This is a genomic window from Actinomyces sp. 2119 (assembly GCF_003591215.1).
Classification (GTDB): Bacteria; Actinomycetota; Actinomycetes; order Actinomycetales; family Actinomycetaceae; genus Actinomyces; species Actinomyces lilanjuaniae.
The window spans coordinates 417,049-439,195 of sequence record NZ_QYRR01000002.1 but is presented as its reverse complement, the minus strand read 5'-3'; the positions used below and the strand labels follow the sequence as shown (position 1 = coordinate 439,195).

Below are 22,147 nucleotides of genomic sequence, written 5' to 3'. Positions count from 1 at the left end.
CCTCCTCTCACGCAGGCACCCGGCGCACGCCCCGGCCCGGGGCCAGGTCCTCTACGAGCGCGGCCGTGGCCGGGTCCACCAGCGCCAGGTCGTCAGCGCCCGAGACGTCCAGGAGCGCGCCCACCTGGCGCTCCAGCTCCTCCGTCCCCCTCCGGGCAGCCAGGCGCAGCCGGTCACGCCACAGGACCTGGCTGAGGTCCACCACCTGCAGCCCGCAGTCCACGGCAGCGGCGGCGGCGTCAGGGTCGGTGTCCCCGACCAGCTCGACCAGGCGGTGGGCGGCGTCCACCACCAGGGTCTCTACCTGCCGGGCCACCCGCACCCGGGCCAGCCAGCTGTAGCGTCCCCCAGGCACGTCCTGCCCCACCGGTCCGTGCACCAGCCGCAGCGCCTCCCCCAGCAGGGAGGCCTCGCGCCCGGGAGGACTGGAGCGTGAGGAGTTCAGCAGGGAGCGCAGCACGTCCCAGTCGGTCACGACGCCCGGCCCCATGACAAGGCGTCCCTGCGCGTCCTGGCGCAGGTGCGGCACCCCCTGGGCGTCATGGCCCAGCCACTGCCTCAGCCGCCCCACGGTCGCCTCGACGACGTCACCGGTCACCCCCAGCGGCCACAGCATCGCCCCCAGTACGTCAGGACGAACCCCCTGCGGGTGCAGGGCCACGCACACTGCCGCCTCTGTCAGCAGGCTGCGCCGCCGCCGCTCCACCGGACCCGCTGCCTCCACCAGGGTGCGGCCCAGCACGTGGACGCGCACAGGGGCGGCTCGCAGGGCGGCCGCGTCCACCGGGGGCCGGGGCGGGTCGGGGACGGGTGGGCGCGTGCCGTCCACAGGGGCGGGCGCCACAAGCTCAGCCAGCCCGGACACCTCCTCCGTCGTGGCTCGCGTCACCGTCACCACCAGGCCCAGCGGCTCGATCCGGGCGCTGCCAGAGGCATCGACCTCGATCCGCCAGCGCGACCCTGATCCGGTGCCGGTGCGCACCAGCGCGGTTCGGCCCCCGGGGGGCAGGGGCGGCAACTCCTCCCCGCCACCCACCAGCATGACCGCGTTGACGGCCCCTGGCCTCGGCCCGCTGAGCACAGTGTCACCACCAGGAGCCCGAGCGCCGCGCACCAGCTCCTCCGGGGAACGCAACCTGCCCGCCAGCATGCCGTGCAGGGCGGGCGCGAGCCCCACCCCGGCCACCACCACCCGGGCGGACCAAGGGTTGGTGCACAGCTCAAGAGCCAGGGCACCCACCACCTCGGCAGCCATGGTGGGGTCTCCGGTCACGCAGACGTCGCCGTCAGCGGAGGCCAGGTCGATGAGGACGTCGGCCCCCTGCGCGTCCCGCCCGATAGTGACCAGCCCGGGCACCAGGGGCGGGGCCGCGCCCGGGTCGGGCTCCTGGCCCGCAGGCAGCACCCAGGTCAGGCCCTGGTCGTGGACCTGCCAGGGGGCGGGCGCCTGCGGCAGGGGCCGGGGCAGGCGCAGGAGACAGGCCTCGTCGCTGAGGACCACGGCGTAGGGGCGCGGCACGGGGGACAGCCCACCCAGGCCCCGCAGCACCGCGTCCAGGCGGCGGGCCCGGCCCGCGTCCGCCCCCACCCGCAGGAGCCTCTCCAGCTCGGCCGCGTCCTGACCGACCTCCCCGGCCAGCCCCAGCCGCCGCCTGCGCGCCAGCAGGCCCACCAGGGCGGCCGCCAGCAGGCCACCCACAGCAGGCACCCGGGCAGCGGTGATGTCGCCCAGGCCCTGCCGTGCGCCAGCCCCCTGGTCCTGGGCGGGGTCGTTCTGCCCAGGCGAGGCCGACTGGCTCGGCTCCTGCGCAGGCTCCTCCACGGGCACCGCCACCACACGGTCCACCGTCTGGGCGGACTCCGGCATGACCAGCAGCCACCCGGGCTGGATCAGCCGGGCCAGCTCCAGGTAACGGCCGTCAGGCTGCTGCCGCCCGGCGTTGAGGTCGTAGACCTGGTTGTAGGCACGCCCCTCCCCTAGGGTGCGCTCGGCAATGTCCCAGAGGTTGTCGTGGTAGCGCCCTTGCGGCGGCTGGACCACGTAGACCCGCTGGCCCACAAGCTGAGCACCGGTAGCCGGGTCCAGCTCGATGTCGCCCAGCATGTAGCGCACACCCTCCTGGGGCTGGTCCGCCTCACCGCCCCGACCTGGCGCGCCAGCCCCGGGCGGGGCCTCCTGCGCACCAGGCGCCGGCCCCCCGGCTCCCTCCCCGACTGCCTCGGCCCCAGCCTGGCCGCCTCCACCGGCACCGGCCTGCTCCCCCGGGCCCACGGGGGCGGCCGGAGCGGCCTGGGTCCCCGCCACGGCGGGGAGGGAGGGCTGCGGGGCAGCCGCCACCGCAGGGCCGACCACCGAGCTCAGGGAACTCAGCAGCAGGGTAGAGACCACCAGGCGGCGCACCACCGCCTGCGTCGCACCGGACAGCGGCACGTGTGCCGGCACCCCCCGGCCCCGCAGGGCGGAGACCGCCTCGACCACCGTGCACACGCTGAACTGCAGCCATGCCAGCCACAGCACCCACACCACCAGGTCCAGCAGCGTCTGCGCGGAGACCACCCGGGTCAGCACAGAGGTGTCGAGTCCCTGGGGCAGCGGGGGCAGGCCGGTGGCGATCAGCAGGAGGACGGGGGCCCCCACCACCACTGCCACCAGGACGACAGCAGACAGCAGGGAGCGCCACACCGGGGAGCGGTAGCGCGCCTCGGGCACCCGGAAGCGCTGCGGCCCCTGGAGGTGCCAGGACCGGTCACGGGTGTGCTGGCGGGTGCCCCAGGTGCTCACAGGTCGTCCTCCTCATAGATTCCTGTCGCGGTACGTGCCTCACCGGTGGAGGTGATGTGGACCGAGCGCAGCCCCACCAGGCGCAGCATGGTGGTGGGCACGTCACGCTCCACCGTCACCGACACCGTGCTGGCGCCCACCGTGACCTCCGAGCCTCCCGACAGCCCGACGCCAGCCAGGTAGGAGCGGGCTGCCAGGCCAGCCGCCTGAGTGTCCAGGACGACCGCATCCCCCTGGCGCACACCGCCGTCGGCCAGCTGCTGGGCACCAGACCTGGCGGCCTGCTCCGCCTGGTCAGTCAGCGTGGCGCGCGCGTTGAGCACGCGACCGCCCTCGATGCACAGTCCGGCCAGGAGGAGCAGCACGGCAGCGATGACGACGACGAAGACGGACAGGGAGCCGCGCTGGCGGTGCAGGAGGCCGCGTGCGCCCGCCCGCGCTGTCCTTGTCACTACTGCCACTACTGTCACCACTGTCACTGCTGTCGCCCTCTCGTCCTTGCCACCGGGCTGGCCGCGCTCACCGGGTCCCCCTCCACGTGTCCACCGGTGCCGTGGACTCCGCCGTGACAGTGGTGGTCCCGGGCAGCATCACCAGCCCCAGGTCGGACAGGCGTACCCGGCAGCCCACCCCGACCGTGACCGTGCCCCCACGCCCGAAGTCCGCGTCGATGACCCAGGACGAGCAGTGTGCGCGAGCGGTGTCTGCGGCGGCCAGGCTCCTGGCGGCCGCAGCGCGGGCCTGCCCGACAGAGCGCTCCATGGAGGCGGCTCGGGCGGCGTCCCGGGAGGCCGCCTGGACCATGCCCTCGGCCGAGACCATCCTGCCCCCGGCCACGACCAGCAGCACCATCACCATGAGGACCGGGACCAGGACGACCATCTCCACCGACAGCGTCCCGCGCTGCCCGTGAAGGCGAGCACTCCCGGCAGGTAGCCGTGATCTCCTCACAGGTCCTCCCGGAAGGTCTCGCGCTGCGCGGTGACCGAGGCCTGGACGCGCGGGACGAGGCCGGCCAGGATCGTCATGGCCTCACCCTCGACGTGGACCACGACCTCCTGGCCGGTTACGCTCACGTGCACGTCCACGTCAGTGAGCGCCCTGCCGCCGACCTGCTGGGCGTAGCGGCGGCCGTCCTCGCGCGCGGAGGAGGTCTCGCCACCGTTGCGCACCTCGCGGGCAACCTCGCGAGCCGTCATCATCGCCACCTCGTTGCCGTACCAGCTCAGCGCCACCTGGACAGTCAGCAGGATGATGAGCATGAGCAGCGGGAAGAAGACCAGCAGCTCGACGCTGGAGGCCCCCTCCTGCTCCCTGAGCCGTCTCACCAGCCCACGCGCACGGCGCCGTGACGCCACGTCCGCCATCTCACCGCCTCCCCACATCGTCACGCCTCCAGGCTCTCCTGCACCTGTCCCGGCTCGTCCCGTCACGTGCCCGCAGTCAGGGGATAGAGGGGACCTGCAGGTCGCTGGAGGCGTTGTCGACCATGGCGTAGACCGCTCGCCCTACCACGGCGGCCAGCACGATGAGGAACCCGGTGATGATGACCCACTCGACGGTGGACACGCCCCTGTCGTCGGACAGGCGCCGGGCGGCCTGGCTGAGACGGTCGCGCAGGCCTTGCGCGACCACCTGGAGCGTGCACAGCAGCTGGAGCATGGTTGCCCTCTCTTTCTGTGTTGTTTTTCTGGTCTGTCTTCTTCTGTGCTGTCCTTCTGGACTGCCTCTTTCCGGAGTGCTCCAGGCACTGGCGGTGTCACAGGCTGCTGCCCATAATTCCCCTCAGCGCCGGGTAGACGAGGAACACGATGAAGCCCATCGCGATGACGAGCTGGGCCACAAGCATGGACTCCGAGCCCTCCCCCGCCCTGCTCTCAGCGTCGGCCAGGTCCCTGCGACGCATGCTGGAGGCCCTGGCCGCCAGCGACTCGCGAACCTTGGCCCCGTCCTCCGCCACCAGGGCCAGGGCGGCAGAGAGGTCGCGCAGCTCATCGATACGCAGCTGGGTGCCCAGCTGCCCCAGGGCTGCCCAGGGGGTGTCCCCACGCAGCCGGGCCACCGCCAGGGCGTCGCGGATACGCACCATCGCCGGGTCATCGCACAGGGCTGAGGCGGCGTCCAGGGCCTCAGGCACGCCGCGCCCCGCCGACAGGGACATGGAGACCAGGTCCAGGTAGGAGCCCACCACATGGCGGAAGTCCCTGCGTGCCTCCGTAGCCTGGCCACGCAGGCGCAACGTGGGCAGCGCCAGGCCCGCCAGGCCGAGCGCCAGGCTGACAATCACGGGGACAGACCAGCCTAGCGGCACCCCCATCAGCTGCATGAGGCCGACGACCAGGATCGGGGCGACAAAGCCTCCCAGGCCCACCAGCACGGAGGTCGCCAGGTGGCGCTCCAAGGACCGCCCCACCACGGCCAGGTCCGCGTTGAGGGAGAACAGGTCGGTGCCCAGCCGCCGGGCTACGGCAGCGGCACGGATACCCAGCACGTCCGCCCACTCGGGCAGGGCGTCCTCTCCGGGGTCGAGGCGACGCACGTCGCGGCGCAGCCGCTCCTGGTCACGCCGTGTGTCCAGCTCGGCCAGCCCAGCGGCCGGCTGGACGGCAGGGGGCAGCAGGATCAGGAGCAGGAGCAGCACGCCCGCCCCGCTGAGTGCCCCGCCCAGGAGTATCCAGGTGATCACGCCCGCTCACCCCCGCCCTGGCCAGCAGTCACGGTCAGGAACCTCCGGGGCAGCCGGACCCCTGACAGGCGGCGCATCCACAGCATCCCGACGGCGAACAGGCCCACCACCACCAGGAGCACCAACTGACCCTGGGCGCTCTCATACGGGGCCACAAAGCTCCGGTTGAACAGGGCCAGCCCCAGCATCACCACCACGGAGAAGATGATGACGATCTGCGCGGAGCGCCGGGTCCCAGAGCGTGAGGCCGACACGCGCTGACGCATGTCCAGCTCGGCGCGGGCGGTGTCCGCCAGGGCGCCCAGTAGTTGGCGCAGCCCCGGCCCGCGCAGGCGGGCGTTCATGATGAGGGCGGAGACAATAAGGTCAGCGGTGGGGTCGTCGAGGTCGTCTGCGAGTTGGCGCAGCGCCGTGGGCAGGGGGACGCGCACCCGCATGCGGTCGGCCAGCAGCGCCAGGTCCTGGCGGATGACCGGGGCGGCGGCGTGGACCGTGGCAGGGATGGCCTGCTCCAGGCCCACCGCCCCGGCGATAGTGTCCCGCAGCGACTCAGCCCACGTGGCCAGGGCCTCGATCCGGGCGGCTGCCAGCCTCTCCTGCCTGGCCCCACCGAACAGCAGCGGCCACACGGCCACGAGGCAGGCGGCTGCAGCCGCCAGCACGATCCAGCGTGTCAGGGCCAGGACGCCCACCCCGACCCCGGCGGCCAGGAGGACACGGCGGGACAGCCCGGCCAGTCCTGCCGACGACGCCGTGACGCTGCCCGCTCGGGCAGGGAGCAGGTCAGCGCCCAGCAGGTAGCCCATCAGGAGGAACAGGCCTCCCCCGATCAGCGCCCCGCACAGGACCGCGACACCCACCACCGTCTCACTGCTCATACCGTCTCCTGCGCGTAGGGAGCGGCCGGGTCGTACCCGGCCGCCATCAGGTCGCCCGCACAGGCGACAGGTGCGGCTGGCTGGGCGGTCCCGGTGCCGTCGTCGGCGAAGACCTCGCTGGACAGCACCCGCCCGTCCACACCGTTGACCTCCCGCACGGAGGCCACGTAGCGGCGTAGGCCCCCGCCCTGGGAGAACCGGTTCTCGCGGGTGAGGAAGATGACGAAGTCCACCGCCCCGGCGATGAGCAGGTTGGTGGCCTCCTGCGGCAGGTGCTCGGCGGACTGGATGGCGTAGGTGGCGATCCGGTTGAAGACCTCCGAGGAGGAGTTGGCGTGGATGGTGGACAGGGAGCCGTCGTTACCCTGGCTCATGGCGTTGAGCATGGTGACAATCTCGTCGCCCAGCACCTCGCCGACGATGACCCGGGAGGGGTTCATGCGCAGGGAGCGGCGTACCAGGTCCGCCATCGAGATGGCGCCGGAGCCCTCGGAGTTGGGCAGCCGCTCCTCAAAGGCGACCACGTTGGGGTGGAGGTCGGCGAACTCTCCCAGGCCCAGCTCCAGCGCCCGCTCCACGGTGACCAGACGCTCACCGGGCGGGATCTCGTTGGCCAGGGCCCGCAGGAAGGTGGTCTTGCCCGCGTTGGTGGCCCCTGCGATCATGATGTTCTTGCGGGCACGCACCGCGGCCGAGCAGAAGGCAGCCAGGCGCGGGGTCAGCGTCCCCAGCCCCACCAGCTCGTCCAGGCCCACCCGGTCCAGGCGGGAGCGCCGCACCGAGACTGCGGGCCGGGAGCAGACCTCCATCACCGCCGACAGCCGGGAGCCGTCGGGCAGGCGCAGGTCCAGCTGGGGGTTGGCGGAGTCGAAGGGTCGCGAAGCCAGGCCGGAGTATGAGCCGAGCACCTGGATCAGCTCGACGAGTTCCTCGTCGGAGTCAGCCACCGGCTCACCCCGCTGCTCCCGGCCGTCCGCGTACTGGATGAAGACGTTGTCGCAGCCGTTGATGTCGATGTTCTCCACCTGCGGGTCCTCCAGCAGGGGCTGGAGGCGGCCCACGCCGAACAGCGCGGCGTGGATGCCCTGGGAGACCTGCTCCTCCTCCTGGGCAGTCATCGGGGTGCGCCCGGCGGCGATCTCAGTGCGGGCGTGCTCCTCTAGAACCCGCCCGATCAGCGCCCGGGCGAACTGCCTCTCGTCCTCCGCAGTCATGGGGGCGACGCCGGAGGCGGCGTCGTCACGGCGCTGCTGGGCCAGCAGGTCAGCGACCTCCTCGCGCATGTCACGCACCAGGGCCTGGTCCGTCACGGTCCCCGCGACGCCTGCCGGCGCCACGCCCGCGGCACCAGCCTTGTCGAAGGTGCCGACACCTCCCACAGCCGTGTCCCTGACGCCTCGGGGGCTCATGCGCGGGCTCCGGTCGTCGTCGCTCCCGCTGTGGAGGCTGGGGACGTGGGGAAGGCCGGAGATGTCGGGGTGAACACGGATGTCGGGGCGGACACGGAGGACGCGGAGGCCAGGGAGGACACGGAGTCGGCCAGCGCCCGCGCCGAGCGCACCAGCAGGGTCCGACCCAGGGGGCGCTGGCGGCGCCCCGCCAGGACGTCCGCAGCAGAGGAGTCCTCGGCCAGGACGCCCAGCACGGGGACGTCCAGGCCGCTGGCCTGAAGCAGGCGGGCCAGGTCCGCGCCCTCGTGGCGAGACCTCCACGGCGCGATCAGCACCACGCCCAGGGTGGTCGGCCCGGAGCGGCGGTCAGCCTCCTCCCGGAGCCAGGACAGGCGCTCACGCAGGTGGCCGTAGTGCTCCACCCCGGGCCGGGCCACCAGGACTGTCAGGTCGGCTGACAGGGCCACCCCCAGGCTGGGCACGCCCGGGCCGATCCTGCCGACGTCAGCGATCACGTCCCGACCACCTCCGGGGCCTGCCCCACTCTGGCTGCCCTGCCCGGTGCTGACCGCCCCGGCGCTCTCGCTGCTGTGGAGGCAGGCGGCCAGGGCCGACCACCCGGTGCCGATAGCGGCAGCCTGGTCCGGCCGCGTCAGCCCGACCAGGACCTCCAGACCCCCGTCCAGGACCGTCAGGTGCTCGTGGACCGGCACGTCCGGGTCGTGCCGGAGGGCGGCGGCCAGGGAGACGACCCCGCGGTCCCCGTCAGGAGGCAGCCCCTCACGGGTCCTAGCCCGGTAGGCGAGGTCGGAGCCCACAGGGTCCAGCTCGGCCAGCAGCACCTGACGCGGCCACACGGCGGCCAGCGCGTGCGCACTGGTGGACACCCCTGGTGACCCCTTGGCTGAGCCCATCGCGACCAGCATCAGTCCTCCCCGACAGGACGGCCCGGCGCGGTAACGACGACAGCGATGTCCCCGGCGGCAGCGGAGGCGGACAGCTCAACCGCGTCGTCGGCGTCCACGATGAGGGACACGACGGCCCCGGAGGTCCACTCCCCATCCGCCCCCGAGGACGGCACCGCATCCAGCACCTGCACGCCGGAGACGGCCACGTCACGACCGTTGACGTCAACGACGTCGGCGACGTCGCCGGGGCTCAGGCCAGTGGCCGGGAAGCGACCCGCTTCCAGGGAGACACCGACAACCTGCTTGCCCTCCCCAGGGAGGGGACCGTCAGCCACCTGGGAGGTGTCCAGCAGCTGCCCCTGGCTGACCTCCACCCGCGCCGTCTGGCCGATGACCTGCTCCGCCTGGTCAACGGGAACAAGGTTGCTCAGGTCGGAGGCGACCAGGGTGGTAGCCAGATCGTCCTTGGTGATGACCTGGCCGGCCTCAATGGTGCCTGCGGCAGCCAGCACCTCCGTGCGCTGGCCCATACGCAGGGCCAGGAGCCCGGCCAGCAGCGCACCTCCAAGGATGAGCAGCACGGCCAGCGCCGCCAGCGCCGGGCGCCGCTCGCGCGGGGCGGTGGGCAGGCGCGCCGCCCCGGCGCCCTGGCCAGCATGCACGGCCCCCGCACCCCGCCAGTCGCGCGCGAATCGACGCCGTCCTCGTCCGTCCTGGGGATGTGCCATGGGGAAGAACCTCTCGGTCGCCGCATAAGAACTGACAGCACCGTAACTCAGACGTGATTTTCGTGGAACAGACACAGATGTGACGATGAATATACTTTTGTCTCAGCCCATAGACTTGTCAGGCGTTGTCGCTCTGTGACATGGTGCCCGTGGTAACACGACCGCAGCTCGCCTTGGGCGAGCCGAGGCCCGTTACACCTCGCGCCCCGGTGGCGCCTGGCGGCGAGGTCGGGCAAGGGTGACGGCATCGTTGGCGACACTGGCAACGACGTTCGCCACCACCGGCCAGCCAGTACCAGCGCAGGGGCGCCTAGCCACAGACCGAGCAGCAATCACCGATGAGGAGCTTCTTGACATGTCTTTGCAGGCAGATCTCGACACGCTGGCAGCGCTCTACGACACCCTGAGCAACAACGTCCAGCTGTGCCACGACATCCAGACCACCACAGACTCCTCCCTGGCCTCCGCAGTGTGGGAGAGCCCCAACGCGGAGGCCTTCCGGGCTGCCTGGGAAGAGTTCAGGCCCAAGCTCATGGCCTTTGAGGACGCCCTGGCGGCGGGCGCCACGGACGTCGCCAACAACCACAACAACAACGCCGCAGCCAACGGCGTGACAGACGCCCGTCAGCTGGCACCAGTCGCACCCGTCGCCTGAGCCGTCCAGCACGGGGTCTCACCACGGGGGCAGGCTAGACGGACCGGGTGCGCTCCGGCCCAGGATGGGGTCCCGCCGCAGGCGGGGACAGGACCGGGCGCTGACGCTCCCGCCGCCCACCCCAGCCCAGCCTGAGCCGCCGGGGTCAAAACGGGTGGCGTCCGACCCTATTTAGAAGTAGACCCATTTAATGCTGCGTGGGTGAGTTAGGAAATCTCATGGGCATCGCGATAATTTCCCCCTTTGAAAATATGCATCATTGTTTTGTCTTATTATCATTTCGACTATAAGGTTGCCGCTTCGCGGCTCCGCGCGAGGACCGTTGCCGCGCCAGCACTGACCGACCTCCCCAGGGCACCACGTGGACCCCCAGCGGGGTCACCGTCGTCCTCGCCACCGGGTACGACCCCCGGCACCCGAAGATGTGCAACCTCGTCTCCGCACCAGCAGACAGCCCCAGCCGAGGCACCGCCCTCCTATGGCGAGAATCCCCGCCACAACGCCACGGTCAGACTGCTATGCTCGTCATTGGAGAAGCGATAGCGCACAAGGAGAAGACCATGGTCGGCTACCGGATCGATCGACAGCTGAGCGAACTCGGTGAGCACGTGCGGGGCTGGCGCATGGTCCTGGGGCTCACCGCTCAGCAGGTGTCGGAGCGCGCCGGCACCACGCGGGACACCTTGCGCAAGATCGAGACCGGGGACCCCTCGGTCAGCTTTGGCAAGGTCGCGCAGGTGCTGCGCGCCCTGGGGGTGCTTGACCAGGCCGTCGATGCGCTCGACCCGCTCAGCAGCGACATTGGCCGCCTGAGGGCGGGGAGCCTGACAAAGAGGCGGGCACGGTGACCACCATCGAGGTGCTCGCCGAGGAGGCCGGACGTACCCGGCTAGTTGGCCAGGCACACGTGACCCGCACCCGTGGCCGGGTCTCCACGACGTTTCTCTACCACCCCACCTACCTCGCCGACGGCGGCACGCTATCGACCCGTCGCTTCCGCTGGTAGCGGGCTCCCAGTACCACAACGGGCTCGTACCAGCCTTCGCTGACAGCGCCCCGGACCGGTGGGGCCGCAACCTCATTGAGAAGGCAGAGCGTACTCACGCCCGCGAGGTAGGGAAGGACCCCCAGGAGACTCGACGACCTCGACTTTCTCCTGGGGGTCAGTGACGACACGCGCCACGGCGCGCTCTGCTTTCGCTATCCCGGCCACAAGGACTTTCTCGGCAGGCCCTCACGCGTCCCACACCTCATCTCACTGCCGCAGCTGCTGGCGGCCTGTGACGACGTGGCCTCAGGTGACGACTCGTCAGCCGCCGTCAAGCAGCTCCTGGACACGGGGACCACGGGGCTGGGCGGCGCCGCCCGGCCAAAGGCGTCCGTGCGGCTGGAGGACGTCGCCAGCGCCGCACGGGCCTGCGCCATCCCGCCACCGGCATCCACCCACGTCGCCCCCGGCTCACAGCGCCGAGCCGGCGGAAGGCGCTGAGGGGGCCGAGCGCGCGGCCTCCCCCTCAGCCCGCAGGCTCAGTCCCGTCTCCCCCGGGAGCCGGTCCACCACCACGTCCTGGCCGTCAAGGACCTCACCGGCGAGGATCATACGGGCCAGGCGGTCCCCGATCTCACGCTGGACCAGACGGCGTAGCGGCCGCGCCCCGTAGGCCGGGTCGTAGCCTTCATCCGCCAGCCACGCCCGGGCGGCCTCGGTCACCCGCAGCGACAGGCGTCGGCTAGCCAGGCGCTCGCTCATGCGCTCCAGCTGGATGTCGACGATGCCCGCCAGCTCCTCCCGGGTCAGAGAGTCAAAGACGATCGTGTCGTCCAGCCGGTTGAGGAACTCCGGCTTGAAAGAGGCCTGCACCACGCTCATGACCTCGTTGCGCTTCTCCTGGGGAGACAGGATCGGGTCGATGAGGAACTGCGACCCCAGGTTCGAGGTGAGCACCAGGATGACGTTGCGGAAGTCCACCGTGCGCCCCTGGCCATCCGTCAGCCGCCCGTCGTCAAGGACCTGCAGGAGAATGTCGAAGACCTCCGAGTGGGCCTTCTCCACCTCGTCAAGCAGGACCACCGAGTAGGGGCGACGGCGCACGGCCTCGGTGAGCTGGCCGCCCTCCTCATAGCCCACGTACCCGGGGGGAGCACCCACCAGACGTGCCACGGAGTGCTTCTCAGAGTACTCCGACATGTCGATACGCACGACGGCGCGCTCGTCGTCGAAGAGGAACTCCGCCAAGGCCTTGGCCAGCTCGGTCTTGCCCACACCCGTGGGCCCCAGGAAGAGGAAGGAGCCGGTGGGGCGGTCGGGGTCGGACACGCCTGCCCTCGAACGCCGCACGGCGTCGGCCACCGCGGACACGGCGGCGTGCTGACCGATGAGGCGCCGCCCGATGACCTCCTCCATGGTGAGGAGCTTCTCCGTCTCCCCTTGAAGGAGACGCCCCACGGGGATGCCGGTCCAGGAGGCCACGACCTCGGCGATCTCGCCGGCCCCCACCTTCTCGGCGATCATCGGCTCGCTGGAGCCCGCCTGCTGCTGGGCGTCGTCGGCCTCGGCCTCCCGGATCTGGCGCTCCAGCCCTGGCATCTCGCCGTAGCGCAGACGACCCGCCTCTTCAAAGCGGCCCTCGCGCTCGGCCAGGTCCGCCCTGGTGCGCATCTCGTCCAGGGCAGCACGGAGCTCACCGACCTTGTTGTGCCCGGCCTTCTCTGCCTCCCAGCGTGCGTTGAGGGCAGTGAGCTGCTCGGTGGCGTCGGCCAGCTCGGCGCGCAGGCGCTCCAGGCGCTCCACAGCAGCCGGGTCCGCGTCGTCCTGGCCCACGGACTCGTCCAGGTAGGACTCCTCCATCCGCATCCGGTCTACCCGGCGGCGCAGCTCGTCAAGCTCGACGGGGCTGGAGTCCAGCTCCATGCGCAGGCGCGAGGCGGCCTCGTCTACCAGGTCAATGGCCTTGTCGGGCAGCTGGCGACCGGTGATGTAGCGGTCGGACAAGGTGGCTGCGGCCACGAGCGCCCCGTCGGAGACGGTTACCTGGTGATGGGCCTCGTACTTGGGGGCGATACCGCGCAGGATGGCGACGGTGTCCTCCACGCTGGGCTCACCGACAAAGACCTGCTGGAAGCGACGCTCCAGGGCGGGGTCCTTCTCGATGCGCTCACGGTACTCGTCCAGGGTGGTGGCACCCACCATCCGCAGCTCGCCGCGGGCCAGCATGGGCTTAAGCATGTTGCCCGCGTCCATGGCACTCTCGGAGCCTGCCCCCGCGCCCACCACGGTGTGCAGCTCGTCGATGAAGGTGATGACCTCGCCGTCAGAGTCCTTGATCTCCTTGAGCACCGCCTTGAGGCGCTCCTCGAACTCGCCGCGGTACCTGGCCCCGGCCACCATCCCGGACAGGTCCAGGGCGATGAGTCGCTTACCGGTAAGCGACTCGGGCACGTCCCCGGCGACGATGCGCTGGGCCAGCCCCTCGACGACGGCGGTCTTACCCACGCCGGGCTCGCCGATGAGGACGGGGTTGTTCTTGGTGCGTCGGCTCAGGACCTGGACCACGCGGCGGATCTCGGTGTCACGGCCGATGACGGGGTCCAGGCGGCCTTCCCGGGCCGCCTCAGTCAGGTCAGTCCCGTACTTCTCCAGGGTCTTGTAGGTGCCCTCCGGGTTGGCTGAGGTGACTCGTGAGTCCCCGCGCACCTGGGGCAGTGCCTCGCGCAGCGCCTGCGGGGTGGCCCCGGCGTCACGAAGCACCTTGGCGGTGGTCCCCGAGGTGCCGGGTGTCACCGTGCCTGCGGCGATGCCGATAAGAAGGTGCTCGGTAGAGACGTAGTCGTCCCCGAGGTCGCGCGCCTCGGTGCTGGCGGCGTCAAGGGCTGCCAGCAGGGCGCGGGAGGGATGGGGCTGGGCCACCGAGCTGCCGGAGGAGGCGGGCAGCTGGCTGAGGATGCGCCGGGTGGTGGCACCCACGCCCTGTCGCACGGCCGGGTCCGTGACGACAGCCTCCAGGAGCGCCGCCGCGACGCCGCCCTCCTGGGTGAGGAGCTCGATGAGCAGGTGGGCGGGCTCGATCTGGGGGTTACCCGCCGCCGCGGCAGCCTGCATGGCGCCCGCGATCGCCTCCTGGGACTTGGTGGTGTAGCTGGTGTCCATGGGGACCTCCTTGAGGACGTGTGGTGAGGATGTGTTGGTCCCGGCCTCGCGACCGGGAGAGCTCTGACCACCCCAACCCAATCAGAGTTGAGTCTATTCCGCTCAACCCTTGATTTCGATGTGGGACGCGTCCGCCTCAGCCGCGAAGCGGTCCCTCGCAAGATCACGTAGTGTTAACGAAACCCGACACACAGGAGGAATTCCCATGCGAGCACGTATCCGTACGGCATTGGCGGTCGGCGCCGTCAGCACCGCCCTGGCCCTGGCAGGCTGCGCCGGCAACAGCTCCGACGAGGAGACCACCGCAGCCGACGAGGAGACGACTGCGGCGCAGACCGAGGAGAGCACGGGCACCGAGGAGACCGCTGAGGGCTCCGAGGACTCTGCGGCGAGCGCGGACTCCACAGAGGACGCCGAGAGCCCCGAGGCAGTCATCCCCGAGGGCTACCAGGAGGTGGAGGCGCCCACGGCGGGAATCTCCCTGGCCGTGCCAGAGGGCTGGGAGGACGCCAAGGCCTACTCTGACGAGCAGCTTCAGGCCATCGCAGAGGCCCAGGGCAGCGACCTCGACACCTACCAGCAGATGCTCGCCGAGTTGGATCTTGCCTACCGGGCCGCTGAGCCGGACGAGAACGGCTTCGTGGAGAACGTCAACGTCGAGTCAGGGGTGTACTCCAACACTGAGACCCCCACCGAGGAGGAGGTCACCAGCTTCCTCGCACAGCAGGGCGCCGAGCTGGCCCAGTACGGGACCGTGGAGACACCTAACGGGGAGGCCGCCACCGGCGCCTACTCGATCCCGGACAACCCCGCCCAGGGCGAGGTCCTTATCGCCCCGACCAGCGACGGCGGCTACGCCGTCATCACCGTCACTACCTCAAGCGCTGAGCGCACCGAGGAGCTGGTCCAGGACATCGCTGGCAGCATCGGCTGACGCCTGCCCTGGCTCTCAGCTGACGCCCCGGCTCGGCACCATCTCGACGTCGGCGGCCACCGGGGAGGCATGCAGCACCAGCTGAGTTTGAGACACGCAGTTGGGGGTGGGGCACGGTGCACCGTGCCCCACCCCCAACTGCTGTACCCGCTGTCTGCACCCCCGCTGCCCCGGGGTCTGTCTGGCTGCCCCGGGGTCTGTCTGACGGCTGCTGCCCCGCACCGCCGCCCGGCAGTGCGGGGCAGCACTCACGCCCCCACAGCCCGAGGAGGCCACTCCTCCTGCCCGGGTGCCGGGACAGCGGCCCGGGGCCGCTCGCTGCGAGCCACGGCGGTGCGCAGGGCGACCTCGAAGGGGCCAGGACGTCCCGCGCGCTCCAGCAGCATGCAGATCACCACGGTGACCAGCCACACGGCGACAGCGATCAGACCTGCGGCAGCGGCGCCCACCTCAAGGCTGGTGCCCAGCACCGCGGGCACCACCACGAAGACGAGAAGGAAGAGGATCGTCTGGCTCAGGTAGGCCGTCATAGAGCGTCGCCCCACGGCCGAGGCCATGCGCCGCAAACCGTGCAGGCTCCCGTCAGGAGTGGGACCGCCCGCGTAGAGCGCCAAGAGGGCCAGCCAGCCCGCGGCACCGGCCAGGCCGCTCACGTAGGTCGCGGCCTCGTCCAGGAGGAAGGGCTGCGCCCACCCCGCAGCAACCAGCCCTGAGTGCAGTGCGCCCAGGATGCCGATCCCCATACCGCCAGCGGCCACGGCCGCGAGCCTGCTGCGGTGGCGCTCCGGGTGGGAGAGCAGGTCGGTGTCAGCCAGACGGGCACCGATAAAGGCCGCCGGGACCGCCATGGAGAAGAAGACGGCAGACACGGTGCTGCCAGCCCACACCAGGATATTGGTGATAAACCAGGGGATGCTCGCCAGGACGTCGGTGCCGGCCTGGGCCTCGGCGCTGTCCATGTCCACGCCCAGCTGCTCGAGCCCACCCGTCATGATCCAGCCCGAGTAGAGCATAATCAACGAGCACAGAACCGTGACAACCAGACCAACCACGAGCGCGCCCCTCCAGCGCTTGCGGGCCAGCCAGTCGGCGAAGATGACGGCGATGAGCCCGTAGGTGGCAATGATGTCACCAAAGAAGAAGATCCCGTGGACGGCACCGAACAGGATCATCCACCACCCGCGGCGGCGCACAAGACGACGCGCGTCAACCCTTGCCTGCTCCTGGGCCCACACAGCCTGTGCAGGCGTGGCCAGGTCAGGCTGGCCCCCAGTGACGGAGTCCAGATAGGTACGAGTACCGGAGGTGACCCGACGGTTGACCATGGTGACCAGGCCAAACCCGAAGAGCATGGCAAACAGCGGGTAGGAGCGGTGGTCGACCACCAGTGCCCGGACAAGGACCCACACGGAGTCCGCCGAGGACATCTGCCCGCCCTGGAGGCCCTGGGTACTGGGGTCCGGCTGACCAAAGACAGCCTCCGCCCAGATGGGGACATTGGCGACCGCGATAAGCAGCAGCATAACCCCGCGAGCCACGTCGGGCGCCGGATAGCGCACACCAGGCGTGAAGGATGTCGTTACTCTCATGCTCATCACCCTAGTGCGACCTCACCGGACACAGGTCCTCCTGCAGAAGGATGAGGTGCCCGGCGTGGTCCTCCCTAGGACTGAGGCCCGCGCAGCCAGCGAGTGTTGTTTTCCGTACGGATCACGGCGACGATGAACTCCAGGACCATGCGCGCGCCGAGGATGTGCAGGAAGGCGGGGATGAGCCCCAGGACCAGCGCCAGGAGGAAGGCCCCCGGGTTGAAGGCCGCGTGCGAGGCCGCGTAGGAGCCGTAGCCGTGGTAGCCGCCGTGAGAGCCTCCGCCAGAGGAGCCGATGGCGACCGCGCAGATGAGCCACGTGGCGACCACCATGACGATCCACAGGATGTAGACCACCCTGGCCCAGGTAAGGGTGACGTACCTGGTGAAGCTCATGTCAAACAGTGAGGCGAAGAAGCCTCCCGACCGCGCAACCGGGGCACCGTAGCCGGGGTAGGCCTGGCCGGACTGACCTGGCTGCTGCCCGGGAGCAGCGGCAGGCGTGGCGTAAGGGGCGGAAGGGCCAGAAGCCTGCGGGGCACCGTAGGTGCCCGCCCCCTGGACACCAGGCTCCGGCTGCTGCGGGGGCTGAGAGCCGGGGGCCTGCGGGGCGCTGCTCGCACCCGGCACGCCCTGGGCACCGACGTCCGGTTGCTGGTCGTGAGACGGGTTGCTGTCAGGCTGGTTGTCGTGGGGCTGGTCCGGGTTCGTCGGCTGAGTCATGACCAGAGGTCTCCTTGTTCCTGGCGATGTTCCTAGTGACGTTCTTGGCGGGGTTCTTCGAAATGTCCTTAACGACAGGGACCTCCACCTTACACGTCACTGTGGTCATGAAGCATTCCGCTCAGAGCCTTAGCTCAATACTGCTCACAGGGGTTGACGGCCCTCGGCGCCGCCGCCTCGGGGAGTCGAGCCTCTGCGGTCCCGGGGGCCACGAGGCACGACCTGGACCTCTCCGTCAGCCGCGGCGGCAAAGATCCGCTGCACGGCGGCCTCCCGCGCCCGGTACTGGGCGTTGTCCGCTTCCAGCGCCTCGACACGGGCCTCCAGCTCCAGGATGCGCCGGATCCCCTCCAGGTTGACCCCCTCCTGGCTGAGCGCCTGGATACGTCGCAGCCGCTCGACGTCACGGTGGGAGTAGCGTCGTCCCCTGCCCCGGGTACGCGCCGGGCTGACCAGTCCGAGGCGGTCGTACTGGCGCAGCGTCTGGGGGTGCATCCCCGCCAGGTCCGCAGCCACCGAGACCACGTAGACGGCCCGCTCCTGCGCGTCGCGGGCGAGGAAGCCGAGCCCCTGACCAGCACGGCGCCGGGCCGTCACCGAGAGGCCTCCTCCATGAGCGTGGCCCGTGGGTCCGTGTCTCCCATTGCCTCGTCAAAGGCCTCCAGCGCCTTGCGTGCCGCCCGTGACAGCTTCTTGGGGACCGCCACCTGGACAGTCACCAGCAGGTCCCCGGTCCTGCGCTCCGTGACCACTCCCTTACCTCTCAGGCGCAGCACGGTGCCCGAGGAGGTACCCGGCTTGATCCGGACCTTGGAGGTTCCCCCCTCCAGGAGCGGGACCTCCACGGTGGCCCCCAGCGCCGCCTCCGACAGGGTCACTGGCAAGTCCATCCGGAGGTTGGCGCTGTCAGTCGGGTCGATGGAATAGACAGGGTGGCGCTCCACCGTGATGGTCACCACCATGTCGCCATTCTCCCCGCCGCCCGGACCGGGACGCCCCTTGCCCCGCAGCCGGATCTTCTTGCCTGTCCGGACTCCGGCAGGGATACGGACGGTCATGGTGCGTCCGTCAGCGGTTAGCTCCACGGTGGTACCCGCCACCGCGTCACGCAGGCTCAAGGTGGCAGAGGTCAGGACGTCAGGCCCCTTGGTCGGCGATGGCCGGGAGCCGAAGCCCCCAAAGCCAAAGGAGCCGGGGCGCCCGCCCGAGCGCGTGGGGCTGGGAGCACCGCCGAACATGCGCAGCAGGTCGTCCAGGTCAGGCTGGCCCGCACCACCGGTCTCAAACCGGACGTTGCCGCCCTGGGCACCGAACATGGAGGATAGGATGTCCTCAAAGCCCCCCGCGCTGGCCCCGCCCGCGCCGGAGGTGAAGCGAGCGCCACCTCCCGCCATCGAGCGGATCGCGTCGTACTGCTGGCGCTCCTTGGGATCGGACAGCACCGCGTAGGCCTCTCCGACCTCCTTGAACTTCTCTGCAGCGACGGCGTCATCCGGGTTGCGGTCCGGGTGGTACTTCTTGGCAAGGGTCCGGTATGCCTTCTTGATCTGGGCGGAGTCGGCGTCCTTGCTCACGCCGAGGACCGCGTAGAAGTCCTTGGTCATCCAGTCCTGGCTGGCCATCGTCTCACCGCCTCCTCGTCCAGGTGAGTAGCTGGTATAAGTGTCTGGGGGCAGGCCCGCCCCGCTCGGCCTGGGGGCTGCGCGCGCTGAGGCGGCAGCCCCCAGGCCGGTGACGTGCAACCACCGGGGTGGCACCCAGGTCAGGCCGGGTTGGCGACCTGCACACGTGCCGCCCGTACCACGCGCTCCCCAAGGCGGTAGCCGGGCTGGAGCACCAGGACGATCGTGGGCTCGGTGACCTCCTCGGACTCCGTGGCCATGAGCGCCTCGTGGATGGTGGGGTCAAAGGGCTCGCCCTCGGCCCCGAACCGCTCCAGGGAGAACTTGTCCCTCAGGACCGCCTCCAGCTTGGTGGCCGTGGTCTCGAAGGTCCCAGTCAGGTCTCCGTGCTGGCGAGCCAACTCGACCTCGTCCAGGACCGGGATCAGCGCCTCCACGACCCCGGCCGCACCCGCCTGGCGGTGCCCGGCCGCGGCCTCGCGGGAGCGCCGCACAAAGCCCTGGTACTCCTGCTGGAGGTTGTAGAGGTCCGCACGCGCCCGGGCCAGGTCCTCGGCCGCCTGAGCAGCCTCGGCCCGAGCCTGGCTCAGGGGGTCGGGGTTCTCCTCCCCCTGCGGCACGTCCCCCTCCCCGGCACCTGGCGCCGCAGGCGCCTCCCCGGGAGCAGCCCCGTCCTGGAGACGGTCACGGACCTCCTCGGGGACCTCCTCGAAAGCGGACTCCACCGCCGCCTCCAGCTCGGGGTCGACCCCCTCGCCCTCAGGCACAGGACCGGCGGCACTCACTTGGAGTCCTCGTCGTCCACGATCTCCGCGTCCACGATGTCCTCGTCGTCTCCGGAGGTGCCTGCGGAGGCTCCCGCAGAGGCGGCCTCGCCCTCGCTGCCGGCGGCCTGGGCAGCGGCGTCAGCCGCGTAGAGCGCCTCCCCGACCTTCTGGGCGACAGTGTTCAGCTTCTCCTGAGCCGCCTTGACGGGCTCGATGTCCTCACCCTCCAGGGCCTTCTTCAGGTCCTCGACAGCACCGGAGACCTCGGAGCTGACGTCGTCGGGCAGCTTGTCCTTGTTGTCCTTGAGGAGCTTGTCGATGGAGTAGGCCTGCTGCTCAGCGGCGTTGCGGGTCTCGGCGTCCTCGCGCCGCTTCTTGTCCTCCTCGGCGTGGGCCTCAGCCTCCTTGACCATACGGTCGATGTCCTCCTTGGGCAGGGCCGAGCCTCCGGAGATGGTCATCGACTGCTCCTTGCCGGTACCACGGTCCTTGGCGGAGACGTGGACAATACCGTTGGCGTCGATGTCGAAGGAGACCTCGATCTGGGGGATGCCCCGGGGCGCCGGGGCGATGCCGGTCAGCTCGAAGGTGCCCAGCGGCTTGTTGTCACGGGCAAACTCACGCTCACCCTGGTAGACCTGGATGAGGACGGAGGGCTGGTTGTCCTCGGCGGTGGAGAACACCTCGCTGCGCTTGGTGGGGATGGCCGTGTTGCGCTCGATGAGCTTGGTCATGACCCCGCCCTTGGTCTCGATGCCCAGGCTGAGCGGCGTGACGTCGATCAGGAGCACGTCCTTGCGGTCGCCCTGGATGACACCGGCCTGCAGGGAGGCGCCCACGGCGACGACCTCGTCAGGGTTGACGCCCTTGTTGGGCTCCTTGCCGCCGGTCAGCTCGCGCACCACCTCGGTGACCGCGGGCATACGGGTCGAGCCTCCGACCAGGACCACGTGGTCGATCTCGGACAGGGAGACCCCGGCGTCCTTGATGACGTTGTGGAAAGGAACCTTGGTGCGCTCGATGAGGTCCGCAGTCATCTCCTCGAAGCGGGAGCGGGAGAGCCTCTCGTCCAGGTGGACAGGACCAGCCTCGCTCATGGACAGGTACTGCAGGTTGATGTCCGTGGAGGTCGCCGAGGACAGCTCCTTCTTGGCCTGCTCGGCCGCGTCACGCAGGCGCTGCATGGCGATCTTGTCCTTGGACAGGTCCACACCGCTCTTGGACTTCACCTGGCTGACCAGCCAGTCGACAATGCGGGCGTCCCAGTCGTCACCGCCCAGGCGGTTGTCGCCGTTGGTGGCACGCACCTGGATGGTGGAGAAGCCGTCCTCGTCCTTGCCGACCTCCAGCAGGGAGACGTCGAAGGTTCCCCCACCCAGGTCGAAGACGAGGATGAGCTCGTCCTCCTTGCCCTTGTCCAGCCCGTAGGCCAGGGCAGCGGCAGTCGGCTCGTTGACGATACGGTCCACAGTCAGCCCGGCGATGGTCCCGGCCTCCTTGGTGGCCTGGCGCTCGGCGTCGTTGAAGTAGGCCGGAACAGTGATGACGGCGTTGGTTACGGACTCCCCCAGGTAGGACTCCGCGTCAGCCTTGAGCTTGGCCAGGATACGGGCGCTGATCTCCTGGGCGGTGTACTTCTTGTCGTCGATGGTGACGGACCAGTCCGTGCCCATGTGACGCTTGACCGAGGAGATGGTCCGGTCCACGTTGGTGACGGCCTGACGCTTGGCGACCTCACCGACCAGCACCTCGCCAGACTTGGAGAAGGCGACGACCGACGGAGTGGTGCGGCCGCCCTCAGCGTTAGGGATGATGGTGGGCTCGCCACCCTCCAGGATGGCAATCGCAGAGTTTGTGGTTCCCAGGTCGATACCGACGGCGCGTGCCATACGGGCTCTCCTTACTGTTCTTGTCGCGCCCTGGCCGGTACACGGCCCGTGGAGCCCAGTGGCTTCGCAGGACCGTGCAGCTGGTGCGCGGGGCGCTGAGGTCGGGTGAAGTTGTCAGCACGGGCCACCATGTCTGACGCAGAGCGTCAGCAGGTTGAGCCTCATGCGCTCATGATTGTTGTTGAGCATGGTCTTGTCAACATCATCTCTGAGTCTGCCCGACTCAACTCTAGGGCCGGGTGTTCTATTCCGCCTCGCAGAGCATGACGCCTCTCACTCCCGCAACCCCCGCACCTGGTTCTCCCCATCGCCTCGCTCGCGACCTCCTTCCCCGTCCTCCCCAACCTCCCCGGCCTCCCCGGCTCCGTCAGGATCTGCTACGGCCTCCTCCCCTCACAGCAGACGCACACGGTGAACCTACGGGCGGCACACACCTGAGCGTCAGGGTT

Annotated in this window: 21 protein-coding genes; 4 read left to right on the top strand and 17 right to left on the bottom strand. The window is 70.2% G+C overall.

Annotated elements, in window-relative coordinates:
* Nucleotides 1-7: 7 nt before the first annotated feature.
* The 10 genes from D4740_RS03795 to D4740_RS03745 form a co-directional block, all read right to left on the bottom strand.
* On the bottom strand, nt 8-2,782 hold the full coding sequence (locus D4740_RS03795; RefSeq protein ID WP_119835570.1) for a hypothetical protein: 2,775 nt from the start codon (nt 2,780-2,782) through the stop codon (nt 8-10).
* The gene (locus D4740_RS03790) at nt 2,779-3,261 is read right to left on the bottom strand and encodes a pilus assembly protein TadG-related protein (protein WP_243106767.1); all 483 of its coding nucleotides are present in this window, start codon (nt 3,259-3,261) and stop codon (nt 2,779-2,781) included. The genes D4740_RS03795 and D4740_RS03790 overlap by 4 nt, the downstream gene beginning before the upstream one ends.
* 40 nt (nt 3,262-3,301) lie before the next feature.
* A complete protein-coding gene (locus D4740_RS03785) occupies nt 3,302-3,733 on the bottom strand; it encodes a TadE/TadG family type IV pilus assembly protein (protein WP_243106768.1) in 432 nt (143 codons plus the stop codon).
* On the bottom strand, nt 3,730-4,167 hold the full coding sequence (locus D4740_RS03780; RefSeq protein WP_259390647.1) for a TadE family protein: 438 nt from the start codon (nt 4,165-4,167) through the stop codon (nt 3,730-3,732). Before D4740_RS03780 ends, D4740_RS03785 begins: the two co-directional genes overlap by 4 nt.
* Nucleotides 4,168-4,225: 58 nt before the next feature.
* Nucleotides 4,226-4,444: a hypothetical protein gene (locus tag D4740_RS03775; RefSeq protein WP_119835569.1), complete on the bottom strand. Its 219-nt coding sequence runs from the start codon at nt 4,442-4,444 to the stop codon at nt 4,226-4,228.
* 97 nt (nt 4,445-4,541) lie between these two features.
* Nucleotides 4,542-5,468 (bottom strand): type II secretion system F family protein, encoded by a 927-nt coding sequence (locus D4740_RS03770; RefSeq protein WP_119835568.1) that lies wholly within the window; start codon nt 5,466-5,468, stop codon nt 4,542-4,544.
* A complete protein-coding gene (locus D4740_RS03765; protein ID WP_119835567.1) occupies nt 5,465-6,346 on the bottom strand; it encodes a type II secretion system F family protein in 882 nt (293 codons plus the stop codon). The genes D4740_RS03770 and D4740_RS03765 overlap by 4 nt, the downstream gene beginning before the upstream one ends.
* Nucleotides 6,343-7,755, bottom strand: coding sequence for a CpaF family protein (locus D4740_RS03760; RefSeq protein ID WP_259390643.1), 1,413 nt, complete (start codon nt 7,753-7,755; stop codon nt 6,343-6,345). Before D4740_RS03760 ends, D4740_RS03765 begins: the two co-directional genes overlap by 4 nt.
* Nucleotides 7,752-8,663: a hypothetical protein gene (locus D4740_RS12680; RefSeq protein WP_147392839.1), complete on the bottom strand. Its 912-nt coding sequence runs from the start codon at nt 8,661-8,663 to the stop codon at nt 7,752-7,754. Before D4740_RS12680 ends, D4740_RS03760 begins: the two co-directional genes overlap by 4 nt.
* Nucleotides 8,663-9,373 carry an SAF domain-containing protein gene (locus D4740_RS03745; RefSeq protein ID WP_119835564.1) on the bottom strand — a complete coding sequence of 237 codons (711 nt, stop codon included), beginning with the start codon at nt 9,371-9,373 and terminating at the stop codon, nt 8,663-8,665. The genes D4740_RS12680 and D4740_RS03745 overlap by 1 nt, the downstream gene beginning before the upstream one ends.
* A gap of 355 nt (nt 9,374-9,728) precedes the next feature.
* Between D4740_RS03745 and D4740_RS03740 the strand changes: the two genes are divergently transcribed.
* From D4740_RS03740 to D4740_RS13170, 3 genes are all read left to right on the top strand, one after another.
* Entirely contained in the window at nt 9,729-10,028 is a 300-nt protein-coding gene (locus tag D4740_RS03740) for a hypothetical protein (protein WP_119835563.1), read from the top strand.
* Between the two features lie 518 nt (nt 10,029-10,546).
* A complete protein-coding gene (locus tag D4740_RS03735) occupies nt 10,547-10,876 on the top strand; it encodes a helix-turn-helix domain-containing protein (RefSeq protein WP_259390642.1) in 330 nt (109 codons plus the stop codon).
* Nucleotides 10,873-11,034: a hypothetical protein gene (locus D4740_RS13170; RefSeq protein WP_243106776.1), complete on the top strand. Its 162-nt coding sequence runs from the start codon at nt 10,873-10,875 to the stop codon at nt 11,032-11,034. The genes D4740_RS03735 and D4740_RS13170 overlap by 4 nt, the downstream gene beginning before the upstream one ends.
* A gap of 453 nt (nt 11,035-11,487) precedes the next feature.
* On the opposite strand, the gene clpB is transcribed toward D4740_RS13170, so the two are convergent.
* On the bottom strand, nt 11,488-14,175 hold the full coding sequence (clpB, locus tag D4740_RS03725; RefSeq protein ID WP_119835561.1) for an ATP-dependent chaperone ClpB: 2,688 nt from the start codon (nt 14,173-14,175) through the stop codon (nt 11,488-11,490).
* 205 nt (nt 14,176-14,380) lie between these two features.
* On the opposite strand from clpB, the gene D4740_RS03720 reads away from it, so the two are divergent.
* Nucleotides 14,381-15,109 carry a hypothetical protein gene (locus D4740_RS03720; protein ID WP_119835560.1) on the top strand — a complete coding sequence of 243 codons (729 nt, stop codon included), beginning with the start codon at nt 14,381-14,383 and terminating at the stop codon, nt 15,107-15,109.
* Nucleotides 15,110-15,357: 248 nt separating this feature from the next.
* Here the strand turns inward: D4740_RS03720 and D4740_RS03715 are convergent, their stop codons facing one another.
* From D4740_RS03715 to dnaK, 6 genes are all read right to left on the bottom strand, one after another.
* Entirely contained in the window at nt 15,358-16,698 is a 1,341-nt protein-coding gene (locus D4740_RS03715) for a DUF418 domain-containing protein (RefSeq protein WP_119835638.1), read from the bottom strand.
* Between the two features lie 74 nt (nt 16,699-16,772).
* Entirely contained in the window at nt 16,773-17,420 is a 648-nt protein-coding gene (locus D4740_RS03710; protein ID WP_119835559.1) for a DUF4282 domain-containing protein, read from the bottom strand.
* Between the two features lie 144 nt (nt 17,421-17,564).
* Nucleotides 17,565-18,017, bottom strand: coding sequence for a heat shock protein transcriptional repressor HspR (locus tag D4740_RS03705; RefSeq protein ID WP_119835558.1), 453 nt, complete (start codon nt 18,015-18,017; stop codon nt 17,565-17,567).
* A complete protein-coding gene (locus tag D4740_RS03700) occupies nt 18,014-19,042 on the bottom strand; it encodes a J domain-containing protein (RefSeq protein ID WP_119835557.1) in 1,029 nt (342 codons plus the stop codon). The genes D4740_RS03705 and D4740_RS03700 overlap by 4 nt, the downstream gene beginning before the upstream one ends.
* A gap of 140 nt (nt 19,043-19,182) precedes the next feature.
* Complete coding sequence (gene grpE, locus D4740_RS03695) at nt 19,183-19,827, bottom strand: nucleotide exchange factor GrpE (RefSeq protein ID WP_119835556.1); 645 nt, start codon at nt 19,825-19,827, stop codon at nt 19,183-19,185.
* Entirely contained in the window at nt 19,824-21,698 is a 1,875-nt protein-coding gene (dnaK, locus tag D4740_RS03690) for a molecular chaperone DnaK (protein WP_119835555.1), read from the bottom strand. The genes grpE and dnaK overlap by 4 nt, the downstream gene beginning before the upstream one ends.
* Nucleotides 21,699-22,147: the final 449 nt, after the last annotated feature.

Coding starts and splice junctions, on each gene's coding strand:
- D4740_RS03780 (WP_259390647.1), bottom strand. CDS start 4,167: ATGTGGGGAGGCGGTGAGATGGCGGACGTGGCGTCACGGCGCCGTGCG.
- D4740_RS03775 (WP_119835569.1), bottom strand. CDS start 4,444: ATGCTCCAGCTGCTGTGCACGCTCCAGGTGGTCGCGCAAGGCCTGCGC.
- D4740_RS03765 (WP_119835567.1), bottom strand. CDS start 6,346: ATGAGCAGTGAGACGGTGGTGGGTGTCGCGGTCCTGTGCGGGGCGCTG.
- D4740_RS03760 (WP_259390643.1), bottom strand. CDS start 7,755: ATGAGCCCCCGAGGCGTCAGGGACACGGCTGTGGGAGGTGTCGGCACC.
- D4740_RS12680 (WP_147392839.1), bottom strand. CDS start 8,663: ATGCTGGTCGCGATGGGCTCAGCCAAGGGGTCACCAGGGGTGTCCACC.
- D4740_RS03745 (WP_119835564.1), bottom strand. CDS start 9,373: ATGGCACATCCCCAGGACGGACGAGGACGGCGTCGATTCGCGCGCGAC.
- D4740_RS03740 (WP_119835563.1), top strand. CDS start 9,729: ATGTCTTTGCAGGCAGATCTCGACACGCTGGCAGCGCTCTACGACACC.
- D4740_RS03735 (WP_259390642.1), top strand. CDS start 10,547: ATGCTCGTCATTGGAGAAGCGATAGCGCACAAGGAGAAGACCATGGTC.
- clpB (WP_119835561.1), bottom strand. CDS start 14,175: ATGGACACCAGCTACACCACCAAGTCCCAGGAGGCGATCGCGGGCGCC.
- D4740_RS03720 (WP_119835560.1), top strand. CDS start 14,381: ATGCGAGCACGTATCCGTACGGCATTGGCGGTCGGCGCCGTCAGCACC.
- D4740_RS03715 (WP_119835638.1), bottom strand. CDS start 16,698: ATGAGAGTAACGACATCCTTCACGCCTGGTGTGCGCTATCCGGCGCCC.
- D4740_RS03710 (WP_119835559.1), bottom strand. CDS start 17,420: ATGACTCAGCCGACGAACCCGGACCAGCCCCACGACAACCAGCCTGAC.
- D4740_RS03700 (WP_119835557.1), bottom strand. CDS start 19,042: ATGGCCAGCCAGGACTGGATGACCAAGGACTTCTACGCGGTCCTCGGC.
- dnaK (WP_119835555.1), bottom strand. CDS start 21,698: ATGGCACGCGCCGTCGGTATCGACCTGGGAACCACAAACTCTGCGATT.